This window comes from Algoriphagus yeomjeoni (assembly GCF_049821175.1).
GTDB lineage: Bacteria > Bacteroidota > Bacteroidia > Cytophagales > Cyclobacteriaceae > Algoriphagus > Algoriphagus yeomjeoni_A.
In genome coordinates, this window is sequence record NZ_CP187512.1 from 2,730,898 (window position 1) to 2,748,091 (window position 17,194).

A 17,194-nucleotide genomic window follows, 5' to 3' on the forward strand; every position below is an offset into this window, starting at 1 on the left:
CCATGCTTAGAACTCCTTTGAAAAAAATATACCTAGCGTTTACAATTGTGCTATCCATCAACTTTCTAGCTATTGCTCAGGAGCCACCAAAACTAGTCGCAGGTTTCCCTGTCAATTACGACGAAGAGGCCATTCCTACTTATACTTTACCAGAGTTGCTCTCCCTAGAGAATGGTAAAAAAGTCACTAATTCAGAGACTTGGATGAATGAACGAAGACCGGAGCTTTTGAATTTCATTGCAGAACTTCAGTATGGAAAAACCCCTCCAGCTCCAAAATCAATAGACTATGAAGTTTTTGATAAGGAAAGCGAGGCATTAAACGGCAAGGCAATTCGCCGGCAGGTCAGAATATATTTAACAGAAAACAGCAAAGACCATCCCATGGATTTGCTCATTTATTTACCCAAGAATTCTACCGAAAAAACACCCGTTTTCTTCACCATTTCTTTCACCGCCAATAATCTTTCCGTCGACGATCCAGGAATACGAGTTGGTGAAATCTGGAACAGAGAAGGCAAAAAAGTCAAGGCTGATCAACCAACTGCTTTTCGGGCTACCAACGTGGAGCAATTCATTGATGCTGGATACGGTTTCGCTACCGTTTACTATGGTGACATAGATCCAGATTTCAAAGGTGGTTTTGAGCATGGAATACGCAAGGAATTCCTGGAATCTGGTGAAACCAAGCCACAGGCCGATGAGTGGGGCACAATCTCGGCTTGGTCATGGGGACTAAGTAGAGCCATGGACTATTTTGAAAAAGACGAGCAGATTGATGCCAGTAGAATTGCGCTTATGGGAGTTTCCCGCTTAGGTAAAACCGTGCTTTGGACGGGAATTAGAGATACTAGATATAAAATGATAATAGCAAGTTGCTCAGGAGAAGGTGGGGCTGCTATTGCCAGAAGAGATTACGGCGAAAACATTAAGCACATGTCTGATTCCTCCAGGTATGGCTATCAGTTTTCACCAAATTATCATGCCTATTCCACCCATGTGAATGATTTCCCTTTTGATGCTCATGCACTTGTAGCGATGATCGCCCCAAGGCCTTTATTGCTGCAAACAGGAAATACTGATTATTGGTCTGACCCAAAAGGTGAGTTTATTGCTGCTCAGGAAGCCACTGAAGTCTATGAACTTTTTGGTGAAAAGGGTCCAAAAAACAATGAAATGCCTGCTGCGGGAGACACTTCATTGCTGGAAAATAAACTTGGGTACTACATGCATGATGGTGGGCATGGGACTATTCCCTCCGACTATCCTGTCTTCATCCAGTTTATGAAGAAGTTTTTATGAGTTAGGATCAGTAAGAAACAGGGATTTCTACCAAAGTCTGATCCCAGCCCAATCGCATTACTGCTGTATTATTTCCTAAGTCTTCAAATCGAATCGAAAATGCCTCCACAGTTTTCGGGAGCGACTGAGATGCTACTGTGAAACGGGTCACATCTTTGCTTTCATCATACTTAAATGCTCCCCAGTAATCCAGATCAGAACTGATAATGATAGTCCATTCTGTTTCTCCTGGAATTGCAAATAGAGAATAAGTACCTGCTTTGAGCGCTTTGCCACCTATTGTCAAGTTTTTGAATGCCTTGAATTCTACCGCTTCATTAGCTCCCACTCTCCACACTTTCCCAAATGGAACAATTCCTCCAAAAACCACTCGATCAGACTTGTTTGGTCTGCTGTAGTATACTTTGGCTATTGCTTCTTCTCCCGCTTTACGATCATGCGCAAAATTATCCGGTAAGTAAGCGACATCCATTGGGCTTTTATCCGTGCCTCGGAAATCCTGAGAATGGACTAGGGCGGAAAAACTACCTAAAAGAATTAGAAAGGAAACAAGGAATTTCATAGAGATATAGTATTGTTAGTAGTGAAGCAAATTAGTCAAATTAAACTGAAGCAATTCCGCCATTCCTGTAGATTCTCAAGGCAAATACTAGGAAAAGTGACCTTAGCTTTTACCTGAGTAAATTCAATCCTTGACTCAAATTTTCTCTCTACAAGAGATTGGCAGGTGTACTTAATCAGCCTTTTCAAAGATCAAATAATGCTGAATTGGTAAAAAATTACCGTTTTCCACTAATTCGAATCCGTTGGCTTTAAGCTCCTTTTTGGCCTGCTTTTCAGTCATTTTATGAAGTGGCTTAATTGCAATACTAGGATCCTCGCCTTTATATTCAAGCAATAAAATCTTACCGTCTGGTTTGAGAGCCTTGTAAATAGCACTTAGCATTTCCTGCGGATAAGCCAGCTCATGATATACATCGACCATGATTACCAGATCGATCTCGCCTTCAGGCAAGTTGGGTGACTTTTCCGTTCCCAGCACCGGAATTACGTTTGCCATACCAAGTTCTCTACTTCGGGTTTTGATATAAGTGACGGCATCCTCCTGAATATCTATGGCATAAACCTTCCCTTCTGACACCAAGGGAGCCATTCGAAAGGTATAATAGCCAGAACCTGCTCCTATATCTGCAATGACACTATTCGCATCAATAGGAAGATTCTTCAAAGCCATGGAAATACCTTCTTCCCGTTCCCGCTCAGCTCTTTCCAGCCAGGCTTTCCCAGCAAAACCCATCACCTGGGAAATCTCTCTTCCTAAATAGACTTTACCAGTACCATCCCGGCTTGCATCTTTGAAAGTGTATGTGGCATTGCTTGTAGTCTGAGCCTGACAGGAAACGTTGGTGCAAAAAATGGTAATGAGTAGAAAATGGAAAATTGATTTGTTCATATGTGCTTGATTATATCTTACCTAACTGATTACCTAATCGCTTGTTTCAATTTGAAATGCACTTATTCCTTTTAATTGAACAAACGAAAGGCTTTAAGCTAAAAATAGAATAGTATTATTATAAGAATTTACAATTCATCATAAAACAGGTAATTATTCTAAATAGATTTTCAATTAATCGAAAAGTCCACTTTAGGCCTAGCACAAACTAACTTGACATTAACTGTCTATAATTCAGATATATAATTGTATTAACCAGTTATAAGAGTTATATTCATTAACCAATTTTTTAATCACCGATAGTTCAACTAAGCACTTATCCAACTTAAATTATTTTTATATGAAAGATCAAAATAGTAATTCTCGAAGAAATTTTATCGGAAAAATTGCACTTGGCTCAACTATAGGAGGCCTTGCTGGATTAGCGAATCCCGCCGTGGGAAACACAACAAAAGACAGTGAAATTTCACTGCACGAAGCAGATGAATGGTTCAAAAACATCAAAGGCACTCATCGAGTAGTGTATGATGGCTCCACTCCACATGATGGCTTTGCGATTATTTGGAATTGGGTATTTTACCTTACTAACAATCAAACTGATAGCCCGGATTCTGATATCACTGCAATGACCGTTCTTCGACATAGCGGAGTTGGTTTTGCTCTAGAAGATTGGGTTTGGGCAAAATACAAGCTTGGAGAAGCATTGGATGTAAAAGACCCAGCTACGGGTAATCCTTCCTTGAGAAACCCATATTATGATCCAAAACCGGGAGATTTTCCAATGCCACAGATTCAAGGAATAAAAGATCTTATAGGTAGAGGCGCTATGTTCTGTGTTTGCGATCTAGCCTTGCAAGTAAATAGTGCAGGAATTGCTGCGAAAATGAATATGAAAACAGAGGATGTTTATGCCGATATGGTCAAGGGTGTACTGCCAGGAGTCAACCGAGTACCTTCAGGAGTTTGGGCTTTAGGAAGAGCTCAGGAACATGGATGTGCCTATATTTTCGCAGGTGGTTAGGAGAATATCAAGAGGGTTTTATCTATCATACAAAATCACGGTTTTCCTAAGGATCGTGATTTTGATTTTTATATCTGACCTAGTCTACAGCCTTAAATACCTGAACTTGATACAACTAAATAAATTAGGATAATTGACAAGGCTTACTTTTTCAAAGGGTTTATTTATACAATTATCTACCAAGACGAAAGCTTATTCTAATCCAAAGCTCAATCCACTAAACTAGAAATACGAGGACACTTACAAAAGGCTAGGTGGTTTTCAATTAATCTACAGATAAACTAGGCTTGAGGTTTTAGCAATCGTAATTGCTATTTTAGTAAAACTATGACTAATAATAAAATCGTTAAAGTTGGCGTGGTGCAAGCCACTCCTGCCCTATTTGACCTTGAGAAGTCAGTAGATTTGGTTATTTCTTGGATTGAAAAAGGTGCAAATGATGGTTGCCAATTGCTGCTGTTTCCAGAGTCATTCATCCCCTGCTATCCCAGAGGACTGGATTTTGATGCGATCATCGGAAGACGCACGGACAAGAGTAGAAACCAATGGTTAGATTATTGGAATAATAGCGTAGAGGTCTCTTCCGAAAGCATAAGAAAGATCAGTGAAGCAATCCACAAGGCTAATCTTTTTGTCGGCTTAGGCATAACAGAAAAAGAAAGCATTGGCGGATCACTTTTTTGCTCTTTGCTGTATTTTGACAACCTCGGCAAACTGATGGGCAAGCACAGGAAATTAAAGCCTACAGGGCTGGAACGCTACATATGGGCGGAAAGTGATGGAAGTACATTAGTAAGTTTTGATACTCAACTAGGGAAAATTGGTGGGCTAATATGCTGGGAAAACTACATGCCCCTTGCTCGAATGGCCATGTATAATCAAGGAGTGGAAATTTACCTGGCGCCCACAGCAGATTCCCGGGAATCCTGGCAAAATTCCATGCAGCACATCGCATTAGAAGGACGCTGCTTTGTTTTGGCAGCTAACCAATTTGTTCGTAAGTCAGATTATCCAAAGAAATATCAAGATGATTTAAAAGATGAACCAGAAATCATGAGCTCAGGTGGAAGTGTGATTATTTCACCTATGGGTGAGATCCTGGCTGGACCACTTTGGAATGAAGAAGGGCTGCTGATTGCCGAGTTGGATTTTTCAGTTTTGGCAAAAAGCAAATTAGACTTTGACGTAGTCGGACATTATTCGAGAAAGGATGTGTTTAACTTCGAGGTCAATAAGCAGCCTGATATGCTAAAAACATAGTATCTCAACTACAAAAAGTAAATCCCGACTCTTTTATAGAGTCGGGATTTTGTTTTCATTCCTCAACCTCGGTCTGATAGACACAGGCCATGGAGAATTATTACTTTCTCATTTTCTTGTAAGCATTGATCAAGCCATTGGTGGAGTCATCGTGTGCGGTAACTTCCTCGTCTCCTTTGAGCTCTGGAAGAATGCCAGATGCCAGCACTTTGCCTAGCTCGACTCCCCACTGGTCAAAGCTGAAAATATCCCAAATCACACCCTGCACAAAAATTTTGTGCTCGTACATGGCAATCAAAGCCCCTAGTGTAAACGGTGTAATCTCCTTCACCAAAATAGAGTTGGTAGGACGATTTCCTTCAAAAACCCTATGAGGAGCAATTTTTTCGATTTCCTCTGCTGATTTACCAGCGGCTTTCATTTCTGCTTTCACATCTTCCAGAGACTTACCGTTCATTAGGGCTTCTGTCTGCGCAAAGAAGTTAGAAAGCAACTTCTGATGATGATCTCCTATAGGATTATGAGAAATCGCCGGAGCGATAAAATCACAAGGAATCAAATGCGTACCCTGATGAATCAACTGATAAAAAGCATGCTGACCGTTCGTGCCTGGCTCTCCCCAGATAATCGGTCCTGTGGTATAATTCACCTTTTCACCGGAACGGCTTACGTATTTGCCATTACTTTCCATATTTCCCTGCTGGAAATATGCAGCAAAACGGTGCATATACTGATCGTATGGCAGGATCGCCTCAGAACTTGCACCTAGGAAATTGGTATTCCAAATACCTATCACCGCGAGAACAACCGGGATATTTCGATCAAACTGAGATTGGCGGAAATGCTTATCCATAGCATGTGCACCTTCCAAAAGCCTTTCAAAGTTATCAAAACCCACGGTGCAAGCAATCGGCAAACCGATCGCAGACCAAAGGGAATATCTTCCTCCTACCCAATCCCAAAACTCAAACATATTGGCGGTATCAATTCCAAATGCCTCCACTGACTTAGCATTGGTGGAAAGTGCTACGAAATGCTTTGCCACTGCAGCTTCATCCTTTGCATGTTCCAAAAACCAATTACGTGCAGTATGCGCGTTGGTCATAGTTTCCTGTGTGGTGAACGTCTTGGATGCAATAAAGAAAAGTGTGGTTTCCGGATCTACTTTCTTCAGCGTTTCCGCGATATGAGTTCCATCCACATTAGAAACGAAGTAACATTCTATGTCCGGGTTTTTGAACGGCTTCAACGCCTCTGTCACCATCACTGGCCCAAGGTCAGAACCTCCAATCCCGATATTCACCAGTGATTTGATCGGCTTGCCAGTATAGCCTAGCCATTGCTTATTCTGGATCTTGTCAGCAAAAGCCTTCATCTTTTTCAAGACAGCTGAGACATCTTCCATGATATTATGACCATCCAGCACTACGGCCTCATCAGCTGGATTTCTTAATGCTGTGTGCAATACAGCTCTGCCTTCAGTGACATTTATCGGCTTTCCTGTGAACATGTCTTCGATTGCCACGTCCAGTTTGCATTCAACAGCTAGGTCAAACAGAGCCTTCATGATATCCTGATTCAGCCTATTTTTAGAAAAATCGACCAAAATATCTCCCATAGTTAAACTCATGCTATCAAAGCGACCCTGCTCCTCAAACTGAGATAAAATAGTCATGTTTTTATGATCTTCGGCAAGCTGCTGCAGCCTTGCCCATGCAAGCGTTTTGGTAGGATTAATTGCGTTCATCGGTTCTTAGTTTAAAAGGAATGAGTCACAAAAATAAGGTTTATCTTCCGGGATAAAAGGGATTTGGATTAAAGTGGATCATAGCCTTTTGATCAATAGGCTTTTCAATTTCAGATTTGTTTGACTATAATTAAACTTCACTATTAGTCAACCAGAATGAAAAACAAACTGCTCTTCAAATTGTCTTTAGTACTGATTGTTTTTTGTGGTCTTGCACTTAATCAATCCAAAGCTCAAGGAAGAGTAATCATCAAGTTGGATGGCGGCTTGAAGCCAGTTACTAATGACAGCTTTGGTACTCATAAATACAATCAAATTATAACGACCGACCAAGACAGTTCATCCATTTCCAAAATATACGACCTCAAAAACCGACTGATAAGTCAAACCAAAGAGAAATACAATGAGGAATTAGGCTACAATGAGGCTATCATTTCCATGTATGACACACTCCAAAATCTGATTTCCAGTGAGCTTAAAAATATGGATAATGGAAGTTTTGTTAGAATATTTTTAGAGGATGAAAAAGTAATATCCCGATTGGCATATTTTGCAGGCCAAGATTTCAAATTTTATCTCGGGGAGTCAGAAACACCTACTGTGGAGAGTGAAAAAAATCCCATGGAAATTCAGACTAATTATGAAATGAGTGATTACCATAGGTTTCTAGCTCAAAACTTAAGATATCCGCAACAAGCAAGAGATCGAAGAGAAATGGGTACGGTAATACTTCAGCTCGTTATCAATGAAGCTGGAGAGGTCGCGGAGATTTCCTGTCTTAATGAAGATGATCTTTATAAACCATTGATTAAAGAAGCCATCCGTGTTGTCGAAGCTTACAACCCAAGTTATATAGCCCCAGTTGATATGTATGGAAACAAAACTACCTCCACGGTGAGATTGCCCGTTCGATTTAAAATCAACTAAATACAAAAACCCGCCATTTCAGGCGGGTTATGCTTTCATAAAAAGATAAAATTACATAAGGGAGGTTCAACTCTTGCTACAGCCAGCATCGGTCAACGGACATCTGACACCAAGCTTCTTAATCCTTCAAGAAGTCTCTCAGCACATAATTCAAGATCCCTCCATGCTTGTAGTAAGCAATCTCTACTTCTGAATCTAATCTAGATAGCACTTCGATTTTCTTCTCCTGCGAATCTGATTTGACTATCACTTGAAACTTTTGAGTTGGAGTTAATCCTGATTCAATTCCAAGAATACTGAACTCCTCTTTGCCTGTTAAGCCTAAGCTCTCGGCATTTTCTCCCGGCAAGAATTGAAGTGGTAATACGCCCATTCCTACCAAGTTACTCCGGTGGATACGCTCATAACTTTCAGCGATCACTGCTTTTACCCCCAACAAAGTGGTTCCCTTAGCTGCCCAGTCACGGGAAGATCCTGAACCATATTCTTTTCCTGCCAAGACAACTAAGGGAATTGATGCTGCTTGATATTTTTCGGATGCTTCGAATACACTCATTTCTTCCCCGGAAGGAACATAAGTAGTAAATCCACCTTCTTGAGTACTCAATTGATTTTTGATCCGCACATTGGCAAAAGTACCACGAACCATTACCTCATCATTTCCTCTTCTCGAACCGTAAGAGTTGAAATCAGGTCGCTCCACTCCGCGACCATTCAGGTATTTACCTGCTGGGGTGTCTGGTCTAAATGATCCTGCTGGAGAAATATGGTCTGTCGTAATCGAATCACCCAATTTCAATAAAACACGTGCATTTACTATATCTTTTGCTTCCGGCACATCAACTGAAATTCCTTTGAAGAACGGAGCCTCTTTGATGTAAGTACTGGTATCATCCCAAGGATAGATTTCTCCCTCGCCTGCTTGTAGCTCTTTCCAAATATCATTTCCCTCGAAGATCTCACCGTAGCTTTTTTCATAATCATCCGGAGTAAGGACTTTTCTAGCTACCTCGGCTATTTCCTCATTTGTAGGCCAGATATCCTTCATGTAAACTGGTTCCAAATTTGGATCATAGCCAATTGGTTCGTTATATAAATCCACGTCCACTCGTCCAGCGATGGCATAGACCACCACCAGCATAGGAGACATGAGGTAATTCATTTTCACTTGCGGGTGTACTCTCGCCTCAAAGTTTCTATTCCCAGAAAGCACAGAAGCTACCACCATGTCATTATCTTCTACTGCCTGCGCAATATGTCTAGGAAGTGGACCTGAATTCCCAATACAAGATGTACAGCCGTAACCCACCGTATGGAATTTCAATGCTTCCAAATCTTCCAGCAATTCAGCTTTTTCTAAGTAATCTGTCACCACTTTTGAACCTGGAGCCAAGGAGGTTTTCACCCATGGCTTCACGTCCACGCCCAATTCCCTAGCTTTTCTGGCAACCAAACCTGCTCCTAACATCACAGAAGGATTCGAGGTATTGGTACAGGAAGTAATAGCCGCGATAACAATGGAGCCATCGTACAGTTCGAACTTGTCATTGTGAAGCTTGACAGAAACTGATTTCAAGCCGTTCTTGATTTTCGTTTTAATCTCTGTTTCAGCCGGTGCTTTTGCATCTGACTGATCTTCTGTCTGCCCTCCTCCTTCTTCTACGAAACGGGCAACTTCTTCTCTTTTATCAATAGGGATGTAGGTTCGACCGTGTACGGAATGTAGCAATTCTTCAAATTTTGGCTTAAAGTCCCTTACCAAAATCTTGTCCTGAGGACGTTTTGGGCCAGAAACTGTAGACTCCACTGTTCCCAAATCCAACTCTACCACAGAACTATATTGGATCAAATCCTCATCTTTTCTCCAAAGTAAATTTGACTTGCAATACTCTTCAACCAGTTTGATCTGATCCTTTGACCGGTTGGTTTTTCCCATATAATCTAGTGTGCGATCATCAATCGGGAAATACGAAACTGTACAGCCAAACTCAGGGGACATATTTGAGATCGTAGCGCGATCAGGGACTGAAAGGTGATCCAAACCGGGGCCAAAGACCTCAACAAATTTCCCAACTACCCCATGCTTTCTCAGCAATTCGGTTATGGTCAGCACCATATCTGTGGCGGTTGTACCTGCTGGTAATTTGCCTGTGAGCTTCAACCCTACCACTTCTGGCATAATGAAGTAAATTGGCTGACCGAGGATTGCTGCTTCCGCTTCTATTCCTCCTACTCCCCAACCGACTACGCCGATACCATTCACCATCGGTGTATGAGAATCTGTACCAACTAGCGTATCTGGAAAAACCATCCCATCCCGCTCAATTACTCCCTGAGCCAGATATTCAAGATTTACCTGATGGCAAATCCCCATCCCCGGAGGAACTACTGAGAAATTATTAAAGGTCTTCTGAGCCCATTTTAGGAATTTGTAGCGCTCCGAATTTCGCTCGTACTCCTTTTCTACATTTTTCTGATAACTATAATTTGTACCAAAGTAATCCACCTGCACAGAGTGATCAATCACCAGATCCACTGGAATCAAAGGATTAATTGTGCTTGCGTCTTTGCCTTTTCGCTGCGCCTCAGATCTCAATGAAGCGATATCTACTACAGCAGGTACTCCTGTAAAATCCTGCATCAGCACTCTGGCTGGTTTGTAGGGAATATCCTTATCCGAGGGTTTTGGTGACCAATTGATCAGCGTATCCAGATGCTCCTTTGTAATCGCGAAGTCATCAAAATTCCGTAACGCATTTTCCAAGAGTATTCGAATAGAAAAAGGTAAATGCTTTACTGGGTGACCACTTGCTTCAAGTTTCTCCAAACTCCAATAAGTATGGTCACCAGTTGAAGTTTTTAGCGTGGTTTTAATTTGGTACGGGTCTTGGCTCATGATAAAAAAGGATTTAAGTGAAAAAAGGATCCAATGTAATAACTCAAATTAGCATGTTTGGATTCCATTGAGACTAACTTTAAGTCCCAAATTCCTGCCAAAACAACACTTAATTTTACCATATTAAATTTAACTTAAGATAATTAAACTGTTCATGGGGCTATTCATACTTCGATTATTCACCGCATTTTTTATTCTAGCTACATTTTTTCCTTTGGTCAAATTAGACTTTTGGTGGATAAGGGTATTTGATTACCCCAGACTTCAAAAATTTGTTTTCACCTTGATTTTAATTATTTGTTGGACCTTCACTTTGACCGTAGAATCAACTCCAGAGCCCTTCTATTGGATTTTCGCACTAACGGTTACTTCAGCATATCTTCTTAGCAAAGTATGGCCATTCACTCCATTGGGCAAGAAAATGATAGAAACCGTCCCTTATTCAGAAGAGGCAGGAATAAATATACTAGTAGGTAATGTCTATCAATACAATAAGGAATATAGCAAAGCTGTAAGCTTGGTTCGTGAGGTAAATCCGGATTTGATATTCTTTGTAGAAACAGATAAAGCCTGGGAAAATGGTCTTTCAGAAATAGAAAAAAACTATCCCGCTCAAGTCAAAATCCCCTTAGACAATACTTATGGGTTACTACTCTATACCCGAATGGAAATCGTACGGCAGGTAATAAATTACCTGATTGATGAAGAAATCCCTTCGTTGGAATTGGATATCAAGCTCCGAAATGGGGAAATAATTACCATATATGCGATTCATCCCACACCTCCCGTACCAGGCGAAAATGAAAAAAGTACCGAGCGAGATGCTGAAATATTGATGGTAGGAAAAAAATCCAAAGAAAACCCGAAGCCTTCTTTAGTCATCGGAGATTTGAATGATGTGGCGTGGAGCTATACTACGGAGCTATTTTTGAAGAACTCAGAGATGGCTGATCCTCGCCGAGGAAGAGGCTTATTCAATACCTTTCATGCAAAAGTGCCTTTGTTCCGTTGGCCTTTGGACCATATCTTTTTAAGCAAACACTTCGGTTTGGCTAGCTTGAAAGTTCAAAAAGGAATCGGCTCAGACCATTTCCCAATAAGCTTAAAAGCTGTTTTAACTCTGTCAAATGATACAGAAACGATGAAAGCAAATGGTACCGAAAAAGAAGAAGCCCGCGAAAAAATTTCCCGCGGGCTTGAGGACGATTAACTACAACTTTTCTTTTTCTCTTAGTTGTTCTCTTTTTCTTCAGCTTTTTGCTTACGCTTAAAGCCTTTATTGAATGGCCAAGTATATTCCAGTGCTTCCATTCCACGATTCAGATTGTAAGTGGCTGAATCTGTATTCTCCAGCGTGCTTTTCAAGGTTTCGGCAAATTCAGGATCGTTCAACAACATTCCAAAAGAATTATTAGGATCATTAAACTTATCAGTTATTGCACTCAGTTTCTGAGTCATTTCCTCTGAATTAGCAGCAGTTTGTTTGAAACTTTCCATAGTTTGCTTCAGCTCATTAGCCATGGTCGTATCCGTAACTAGATCGTTGAAAAGATTGCCTTCTTGATTCAACTTTTTAGTGAAGCTCTGTAGCTCAGCAATCATGCGATTACTGTTGATTGAAGCTTGGTCAAGGTTTTTGACTATTGCTCTAAAGCTTTCAGCCAATAGAGAATCTGTCAACGCGGCGCCAACCATTCCTTCTCCTTCAGCCAGTTTACTTGTAAGATTCTTGAGATTCCCTGTAATTTCTACCAAATTCTCATTGTTCACCTGAAGTGTTTCCATCATCTGATCGGTATCCAGTGGCATTACTGACTCCAGTCTGTCTCCGTCTTCTACTGGCGGCGCCAAAGTGGTTCCCCCGTAGATCACAATGATTTTGTTACCGATCAGACCATCAGAACTGATTGTAGCCTTAGAGTCTTTCCTGATGAATTCGACTACTTCTTCCTCCACGTTCATCTCTATTTCCACTTGGGAATCTCCATAGAAATTAATTTTTCGGACAGTACCGATTTTAACACCAGAAAACCAAATATTATTACCGGCTTGCAAACCTCCGATATCATCGAATACCGCTTTAAGCTGAATTGCTTTTACAAATTTTTTCTGCTGGCCTCCCAACGTGAGAATACCTGCTACCAGGATTGCTATGCCTAAAAAGACAAATATCCCTACTATAACTGACCTCTTATTTTCCCCTCTCATGAGTTGATGAAATTATAATCGTAAAATGATTTTATGCGTTTGTCCTCGGCGTGAGGAAATACTTCTTCAAATGTCCCAACAGCATCAAACTGTCCATCCAACAAAACTGCCTGACGATCCCCAGTCACTTTGGCACAGGTCAAATCGTGCGTAATCACAATTGACGACGTGTTGTACTCTTCACGTACCTGCACTATCAGATTATTGATATCCATGCAAGTGATGGGATCAAGACCTGCAGTAGGCTCATCGTAAAGCATTATTTCCGGTTCCAGAATTAACGTCCGAGCTACACCGATTCTTTTCTTCTGACCGCCGGAAAGTTCGGATGGCATTTGATTGATTGATTGCGGTAAGCCCACACTATCGAGAAGCCCTTCGATTTTCTTATCTTTTTCCTTTCTTGACAGGTTTTTGATATTTCTGACTAAAGGAAACTCCAAGTTTTCCTTCACCGTCATACTGTCGTAGAGTGCTGAATTCTGAAAAGAAAAGCCGATTTTCAATCTTAACTTGTTCAATTCTTTCACTCCTAGGTTTGCCACATCCTTTCCCAGAACTTTCATAGCTCCTGAATCCTGCTTCAAAAGACCTACCATAATTTTAATCAAGACAGATTTTCCTGAACCTGATTTTCCCAAAACTACAAGGTTTTCCCCTTTTAACAGATCCAAATCTACTCCCTTCAGTACATCCAGGTCACCGAATGACTTCATCAAATTGCGCGCTTCTATTACTTTCTCTTCCATGGCTTACATCATTCGAATTGCATTCACAATCTGAAGAACCAGTAGCTCTTCAATAAATATCAGGAACATCGCCATGACCACCGCAGCATTTGCTGCACGGCCAACGCCCTCTGTTCCTTTGGAAGAATTATATCCTTTATAACATCCTACTATTCCTATAGTGAAGCCAAAGAGCAATGCCTTCAATACGGATGAAATGATATCCAGAAAACTGATTGCATCAAAAACCTGAATGAAAAAGGTGAGCATACTCACATTTTCGTTGGCATTCACACTTAGAAAAGACCCCATCAGGGCTACAAAATCTGTAAACATTACCAGCACAGGGATCATAAAGGTGGTAGCTAATACGCGAGTTACCACCAAAAACTTGAAAGGGTTGGTAGCCGAAACTTCCATCGCGTCAATCTGCTCGGTTACCTTCATAGAACCGATCTCTGCTCCGATGCTGGAACCGACTTTACCCGCAGCGATTAATGCCGTCACCAATGGACCCATCGCGCGAACTACTGCAATTGAAATCAAAGAAGGCAGCCAAGAGGTTGCACCAAATTCTGACAAGGAAGGTCGGGATTGATTTGTAAACACAATACCTACGATGAATCCAGTCAACGCAATCAAAGGCAATGATTCTACACCAATACGATAGCACTGGTGCACCACCTCTTTAAATTCATAAGGAGGTATAAAAACTTCCTTGAAAAACCTACGCACAAAGTTCCAAGCGTCCGCCAGTCCGGTAAAAAACTTATCTATTTTCTTTGAAAGCAGGGGCTTTCTATCTTCTGCTTTTTCAGTCATACATTCTTTCTGATGGCTCGAAATTAATTAAATTATTGATAAGGATAGTTCTAAAATAGTTCAAAGTCCAAGGATTGCTCTCAAGTCAGATTCGCTTAAGGGCTTTTCGAAAATTTCGCTAATTCGTATATCCGAAGTCGCCCGCTGATATTGCTCCGAGTCCACTGAGCCTGATTGTAAAATCACACGCGAATCAGGACTAAATTTAGAAGCCTCTTCCACGAATTCCCATCCACTCATTTCAGGTAAATTCAAATCCGACAAAATTAAATCCACAGATTCAGACTTCAGATATTCTAAGGCTTTATCAGGCATATCAAAATAAACAATTTCAATTCCTGGATTAATTTTGATCAGTCTTTTCTCAAGTAAAATTTTCTGAATCCTATCGTCATCAAGCAAAAGTATTTTATAGATCGCTGTTGATTGCATACAAAATTGAAATGGTTAGGGAGATGGATTAATAAAGCGAAAATTAAAAAAATCTGAATTAAAACTCATTAGTTGTCTCAACACGAATAAAACAAATACAGTTCGGACTAATGCTCACAACAACATTACTAATGGTATTTATTAAAATTAGGTAGTTTTTAATTTCTCCAACACTTCTTAGCTCTGCAAACCATTGATGCGGGATTTTTAGCCTAATCTAATCTTTTTAGCCCAAGCAAATTACGTTAGCCCTAAACCACCTTTAATCCACATACAATCAATTACTTAAACCATTTAACACTAAGTAAAGATTACTAAGCAAGTAGATGTTTTTTTGGAACTAGAAAGTTGCTGTAAGAAAAAGAGCTTTTGCCTTACAGTATAATATTCTGTATTTGGGACAGCGCTTTTCTACTTCAAAGCAGGCTTAAATCCTAGCTAGTTGGTTAAGATTTGAGACACAGTTATTGTGAAATCTGTGATAATAAAAAGACGAAATACCCTGATCTTCCCCTTCAAGTTATCTGTCAAATTGCTTCTATTTTCAAATATTCAAAAGTCAAAAAGAAAAGCTTTAGACCTCATTGAAAACCTGAAAATGAGTGAAGAACTCTGCATCAAACCATTAACTTTTGCTTGTTAAAGATTTATTTTCCCCTTTTGATTCTAGAAAAAATTAAGCTGAATCAACAGTAAGAACCATACTCAATCCGCCCCTATCTAATCCCAATTTGGGCAAAGTGGAGCGAGAAATATTTACATTTTTGACTTGCCCAACCAGTCTACCAAATCATATTCAATTAGGAATAAATTACTACATTCGATCAAATTCTTGGCTTCACTTTCCTCCACAAAAGCAACGTATTTAAAAACTTAATTCCCTATGAAAAAGCTTCTATTTATATTAATTATTTCACTTTACGGAACCTCCTATTCACTTGCTCAAACCGCCAAATATGACGAAGCTCTTGCTACCGAAGTTGGTGCCGATGAATATGGAATGAAGAAATATGTCATCGCTTTTCTTTACCGAGGAGATAGAGTTCAGGATTATACCGAAGAGCAAAGAACAGAGATTCAAGCTGGACACATGGCCAATATCAACCGCTTGGCAAAGGAAGAGAAAATGGTGATGGCTGGTCCTTTCTTTGGAAATGAGGAACTGCGAGGTCTATTCTTTTTTGCTGTCGAGAGTTTAGAAGAAGCGCAAGAACTTACCGCATCTGACCCTGCCATTAAAGCTGGCGTGCTGAAAATGGATCTGAAAGAATGGTATGGTTCTGCTGCTTTGATGATGATGGGTGACCTACACAGCAAGGTTGCGAAGGTAGAAATCTAAAATAAGGAGAAGGCCAATTTATCCGTCAAAAGCTCTAAAGCCCGAATCGATTTGACAGAATTCCCCTTTTCATTTAACTCCGGACTCCACACGGCGATGCTAAACTTATGCGGCATAACGGCCGCTACGCCACCTCCCACCCCACTTTTACCCGGCATCCCTACTCTAAAAGCAAATTCTCCTGCTTCATCGTAAAACCCACAGGTTAGCATCACTGCATTGACGCGTCTTGCATGGCTCTCTGATAGAATCTGACGGTTGGCAAAAATGGAGTACCCATCATTTGCAAGAAAGGAAAAGGATTTTGCGAGATCTACGCAACTCATTTCCATAGCGCAGTGGGAAAAATAGACTTCCAACACTTCATCGATTGGATTGTCAAAGTTCTTGAATGATTTCAGAAAATAAGCCAAAGCTGTGTTACGCTCCCCGTGCGCCATCTCTGAATTCTTGACATCCGCATTGATTTTCACGCAGCTCTCCCCTGTCAGCTCATTGATGAAGTCGGTGATTTGATCTATTGGATTTTCGAACTTGCTGCACAGCGCATCAGTAATCACCAAAGCTCCCGCGTTGATAAATGGGTTTCTCGGGATTCCCTTCTCATATTCCAGCTGTGCAATAGAATTAAACGGATCGCCGCTTGGCTCAACATTCACCCGCGTCCATAGTTTGGAATTAAATCGATGAAAAACCATAGTAAGCGTATGCACCTTGCTGATACTTTGTATAGAAAATGGCTTCTGATGATCCCCCACGCCATACACATTGCCTTTGAGGTCCACCAACGCTATCCCAAACTGATTTGGATCTACATTGGCGATTTCAGGTATGTAGTCGGCGACTTTGCCTTTCAGATTCTCTGCTTGCACCTCTTGGTACACTTCTTCTATAAGCTGCTGGTAGTCCATTTTGGAAAAGTGTGGAAAATTGGTAGAGAAAGAAAGTTTTTTTTGAGATATCAACTATGGGATAATTTAACATCCAGAAAATGGCTGACAGTTATTTCATGTTTGAGAAGACAATAAAACAAAGATGGCGATGTCAGCCTGAGCGAAGT

Annotated in this window: 15 protein-coding genes; 6 read left to right on the plus strand and 9 right to left on the minus strand. The window is 40.7% G+C overall.

Translation table 11 applies throughout. The features are described from left to right. The first annotated feature begins 2 nt into the window (after positions 1-2). Entirely contained in the window at positions 3-1,301 is a 1,299-nt protein-coding gene (locus tag ACPUEN_RS10780) for an acetylxylan esterase (RefSeq protein WP_425635891.1), read from the plus strand. Between the two features lie 7 nt (positions 1,302-1,308). Here the strand turns inward: ACPUEN_RS10780 and ACPUEN_RS10785 are convergent, their stop codons facing one another. Beyond that, positions 1,309-1,863, minus strand: coding sequence for a DUF2911 domain-containing protein (locus tag ACPUEN_RS10785; protein ID WP_425635892.1), 555 nt, complete (start codon positions 1,861-1,863; stop codon positions 1,309-1,311). 171 nt (positions 1,864-2,034) lie between these two features. Continuing rightward, complete coding sequence (locus ACPUEN_RS10790) at positions 2,035-2,754, minus strand: class I SAM-dependent methyltransferase (protein ID WP_425635893.1); 720 nt, start codon at positions 2,752-2,754, stop codon at positions 2,035-2,037. A 340-nt stretch (positions 2,755-3,094) separates the two neighbouring features. Here ACPUEN_RS10790 and ACPUEN_RS10795 point away from each other — a divergent pair, with 340 nt between their 5' ends. Next, positions 3,095-3,775, plus strand: coding sequence for a Tat (twin-arginine translocation) pathway signal sequence containing protein (locus ACPUEN_RS10795; RefSeq protein WP_425635894.1), 681 nt, complete (start codon positions 3,095-3,097; stop codon positions 3,773-3,775). 327 nt (positions 3,776-4,102) lie between these two features. Next, positions 4,103-5,035 carry a carbon-nitrogen hydrolase family protein gene (locus ACPUEN_RS10800; protein ID WP_425635895.1) on the plus strand — a complete coding sequence of 311 codons (933 nt, stop codon included), beginning with the start codon at positions 4,103-4,105 and terminating at the stop codon, positions 5,033-5,035. A 100-nt stretch (positions 5,036-5,135) separates the two neighbouring features. On the opposite strand, the gene pgi is transcribed toward ACPUEN_RS10800, so the two are convergent. Further along, complete coding sequence (gene pgi / locus ACPUEN_RS10805) at positions 5,136-6,782, minus strand: glucose-6-phosphate isomerase (protein WP_425635896.1); 1,647 nt, start codon at positions 6,780-6,782, stop codon at positions 5,136-5,138. A gap of 156 nt (positions 6,783-6,938) precedes the next feature. Between pgi and ACPUEN_RS10810 the strand changes: the two genes are divergently transcribed. Then, positions 6,939-7,709 carry an energy transducer TonB gene (locus ACPUEN_RS10810; protein ID WP_425635897.1) on the plus strand — a complete coding sequence of 257 codons (771 nt, stop codon included), beginning with the start codon at positions 6,939-6,941 and terminating at the stop codon, positions 7,707-7,709. Positions 7,710-7,827: 118 nt separating this feature from the next. Here the strand turns inward: ACPUEN_RS10810 and acnA are convergent, their stop codons facing one another. Then, positions 7,828-10,605: an aconitate hydratase AcnA gene (acnA, locus tag ACPUEN_RS10815; protein ID WP_425635898.1), complete on the minus strand. Its 2,778-nt coding sequence runs from the start codon at positions 10,603-10,605 to the stop codon at positions 7,828-7,830. A 154-nt stretch (positions 10,606-10,759) separates the two neighbouring features. Between acnA and ACPUEN_RS10820 the strand changes: the two genes are divergently transcribed. Then, a complete protein-coding gene (locus ACPUEN_RS10820) occupies positions 10,760-11,815 on the plus strand; it encodes an endonuclease/exonuclease/phosphatase family protein (protein WP_425635899.1) in 1,056 nt (351 codons plus the stop codon). Between the two features lie 20 nt (positions 11,816-11,835). On the opposite strand, the gene ACPUEN_RS10825 is transcribed toward ACPUEN_RS10820, so the two are convergent. The 4 genes from ACPUEN_RS10825 to ACPUEN_RS10840 are packed head-to-tail and all read right to left on the minus strand — an operon-like array spanning position 11,836 to position 14,795. Then, entirely contained in the window at positions 11,836-12,813 is a 978-nt protein-coding gene (locus tag ACPUEN_RS10825) for an MlaD family protein (RefSeq protein ID WP_425635900.1), read from the minus strand. Further along, positions 12,810-13,562, minus strand: coding sequence for an ABC transporter ATP-binding protein (locus ACPUEN_RS10830; protein ID WP_425635901.1), 753 nt, complete (start codon positions 13,560-13,562; stop codon positions 12,810-12,812). Before ACPUEN_RS10830 ends, ACPUEN_RS10825 begins: the two co-directional genes overlap by 4 nt. A gap of 3 nt (positions 13,563-13,565) precedes the next feature. After that, a complete protein-coding gene (locus ACPUEN_RS10835) occupies positions 13,566-14,363 on the minus strand; it encodes an MlaE family ABC transporter permease (RefSeq protein WP_111610788.1) in 798 nt (265 codons plus the stop codon). Positions 14,364-14,423: 60 nt separating this feature from the next. After that, positions 14,424-14,795: a response regulator gene (locus ACPUEN_RS10840; RefSeq protein WP_111610787.1), complete on the minus strand. Its 372-nt coding sequence runs from the start codon at positions 14,793-14,795 to the stop codon at positions 14,424-14,426. Between the two features lie 883 nt (positions 14,796-15,678). Here ACPUEN_RS10840 and ACPUEN_RS10845 point away from each other — a divergent pair. After that, positions 15,679-16,134, plus strand: coding sequence for a YciI family protein (locus ACPUEN_RS10845; protein ID WP_425635902.1), 456 nt, complete (start codon positions 15,679-15,681; stop codon positions 16,132-16,134). Here the strand turns inward: ACPUEN_RS10845 and ACPUEN_RS10850 are convergent. Further along, on the minus strand, positions 16,131-17,045 hold the full coding sequence (locus ACPUEN_RS10850) for a glutaminase (RefSeq protein ID WP_425635903.1): 915 nt from the start codon (positions 17,043-17,045) through the stop codon (positions 16,131-16,133). The two genes, ACPUEN_RS10845 and ACPUEN_RS10850, sit on opposite strands and share 4 nt — an antisense overlap. Between the last annotated feature and the right edge of the window lie 149 nt (positions 17,046-17,194).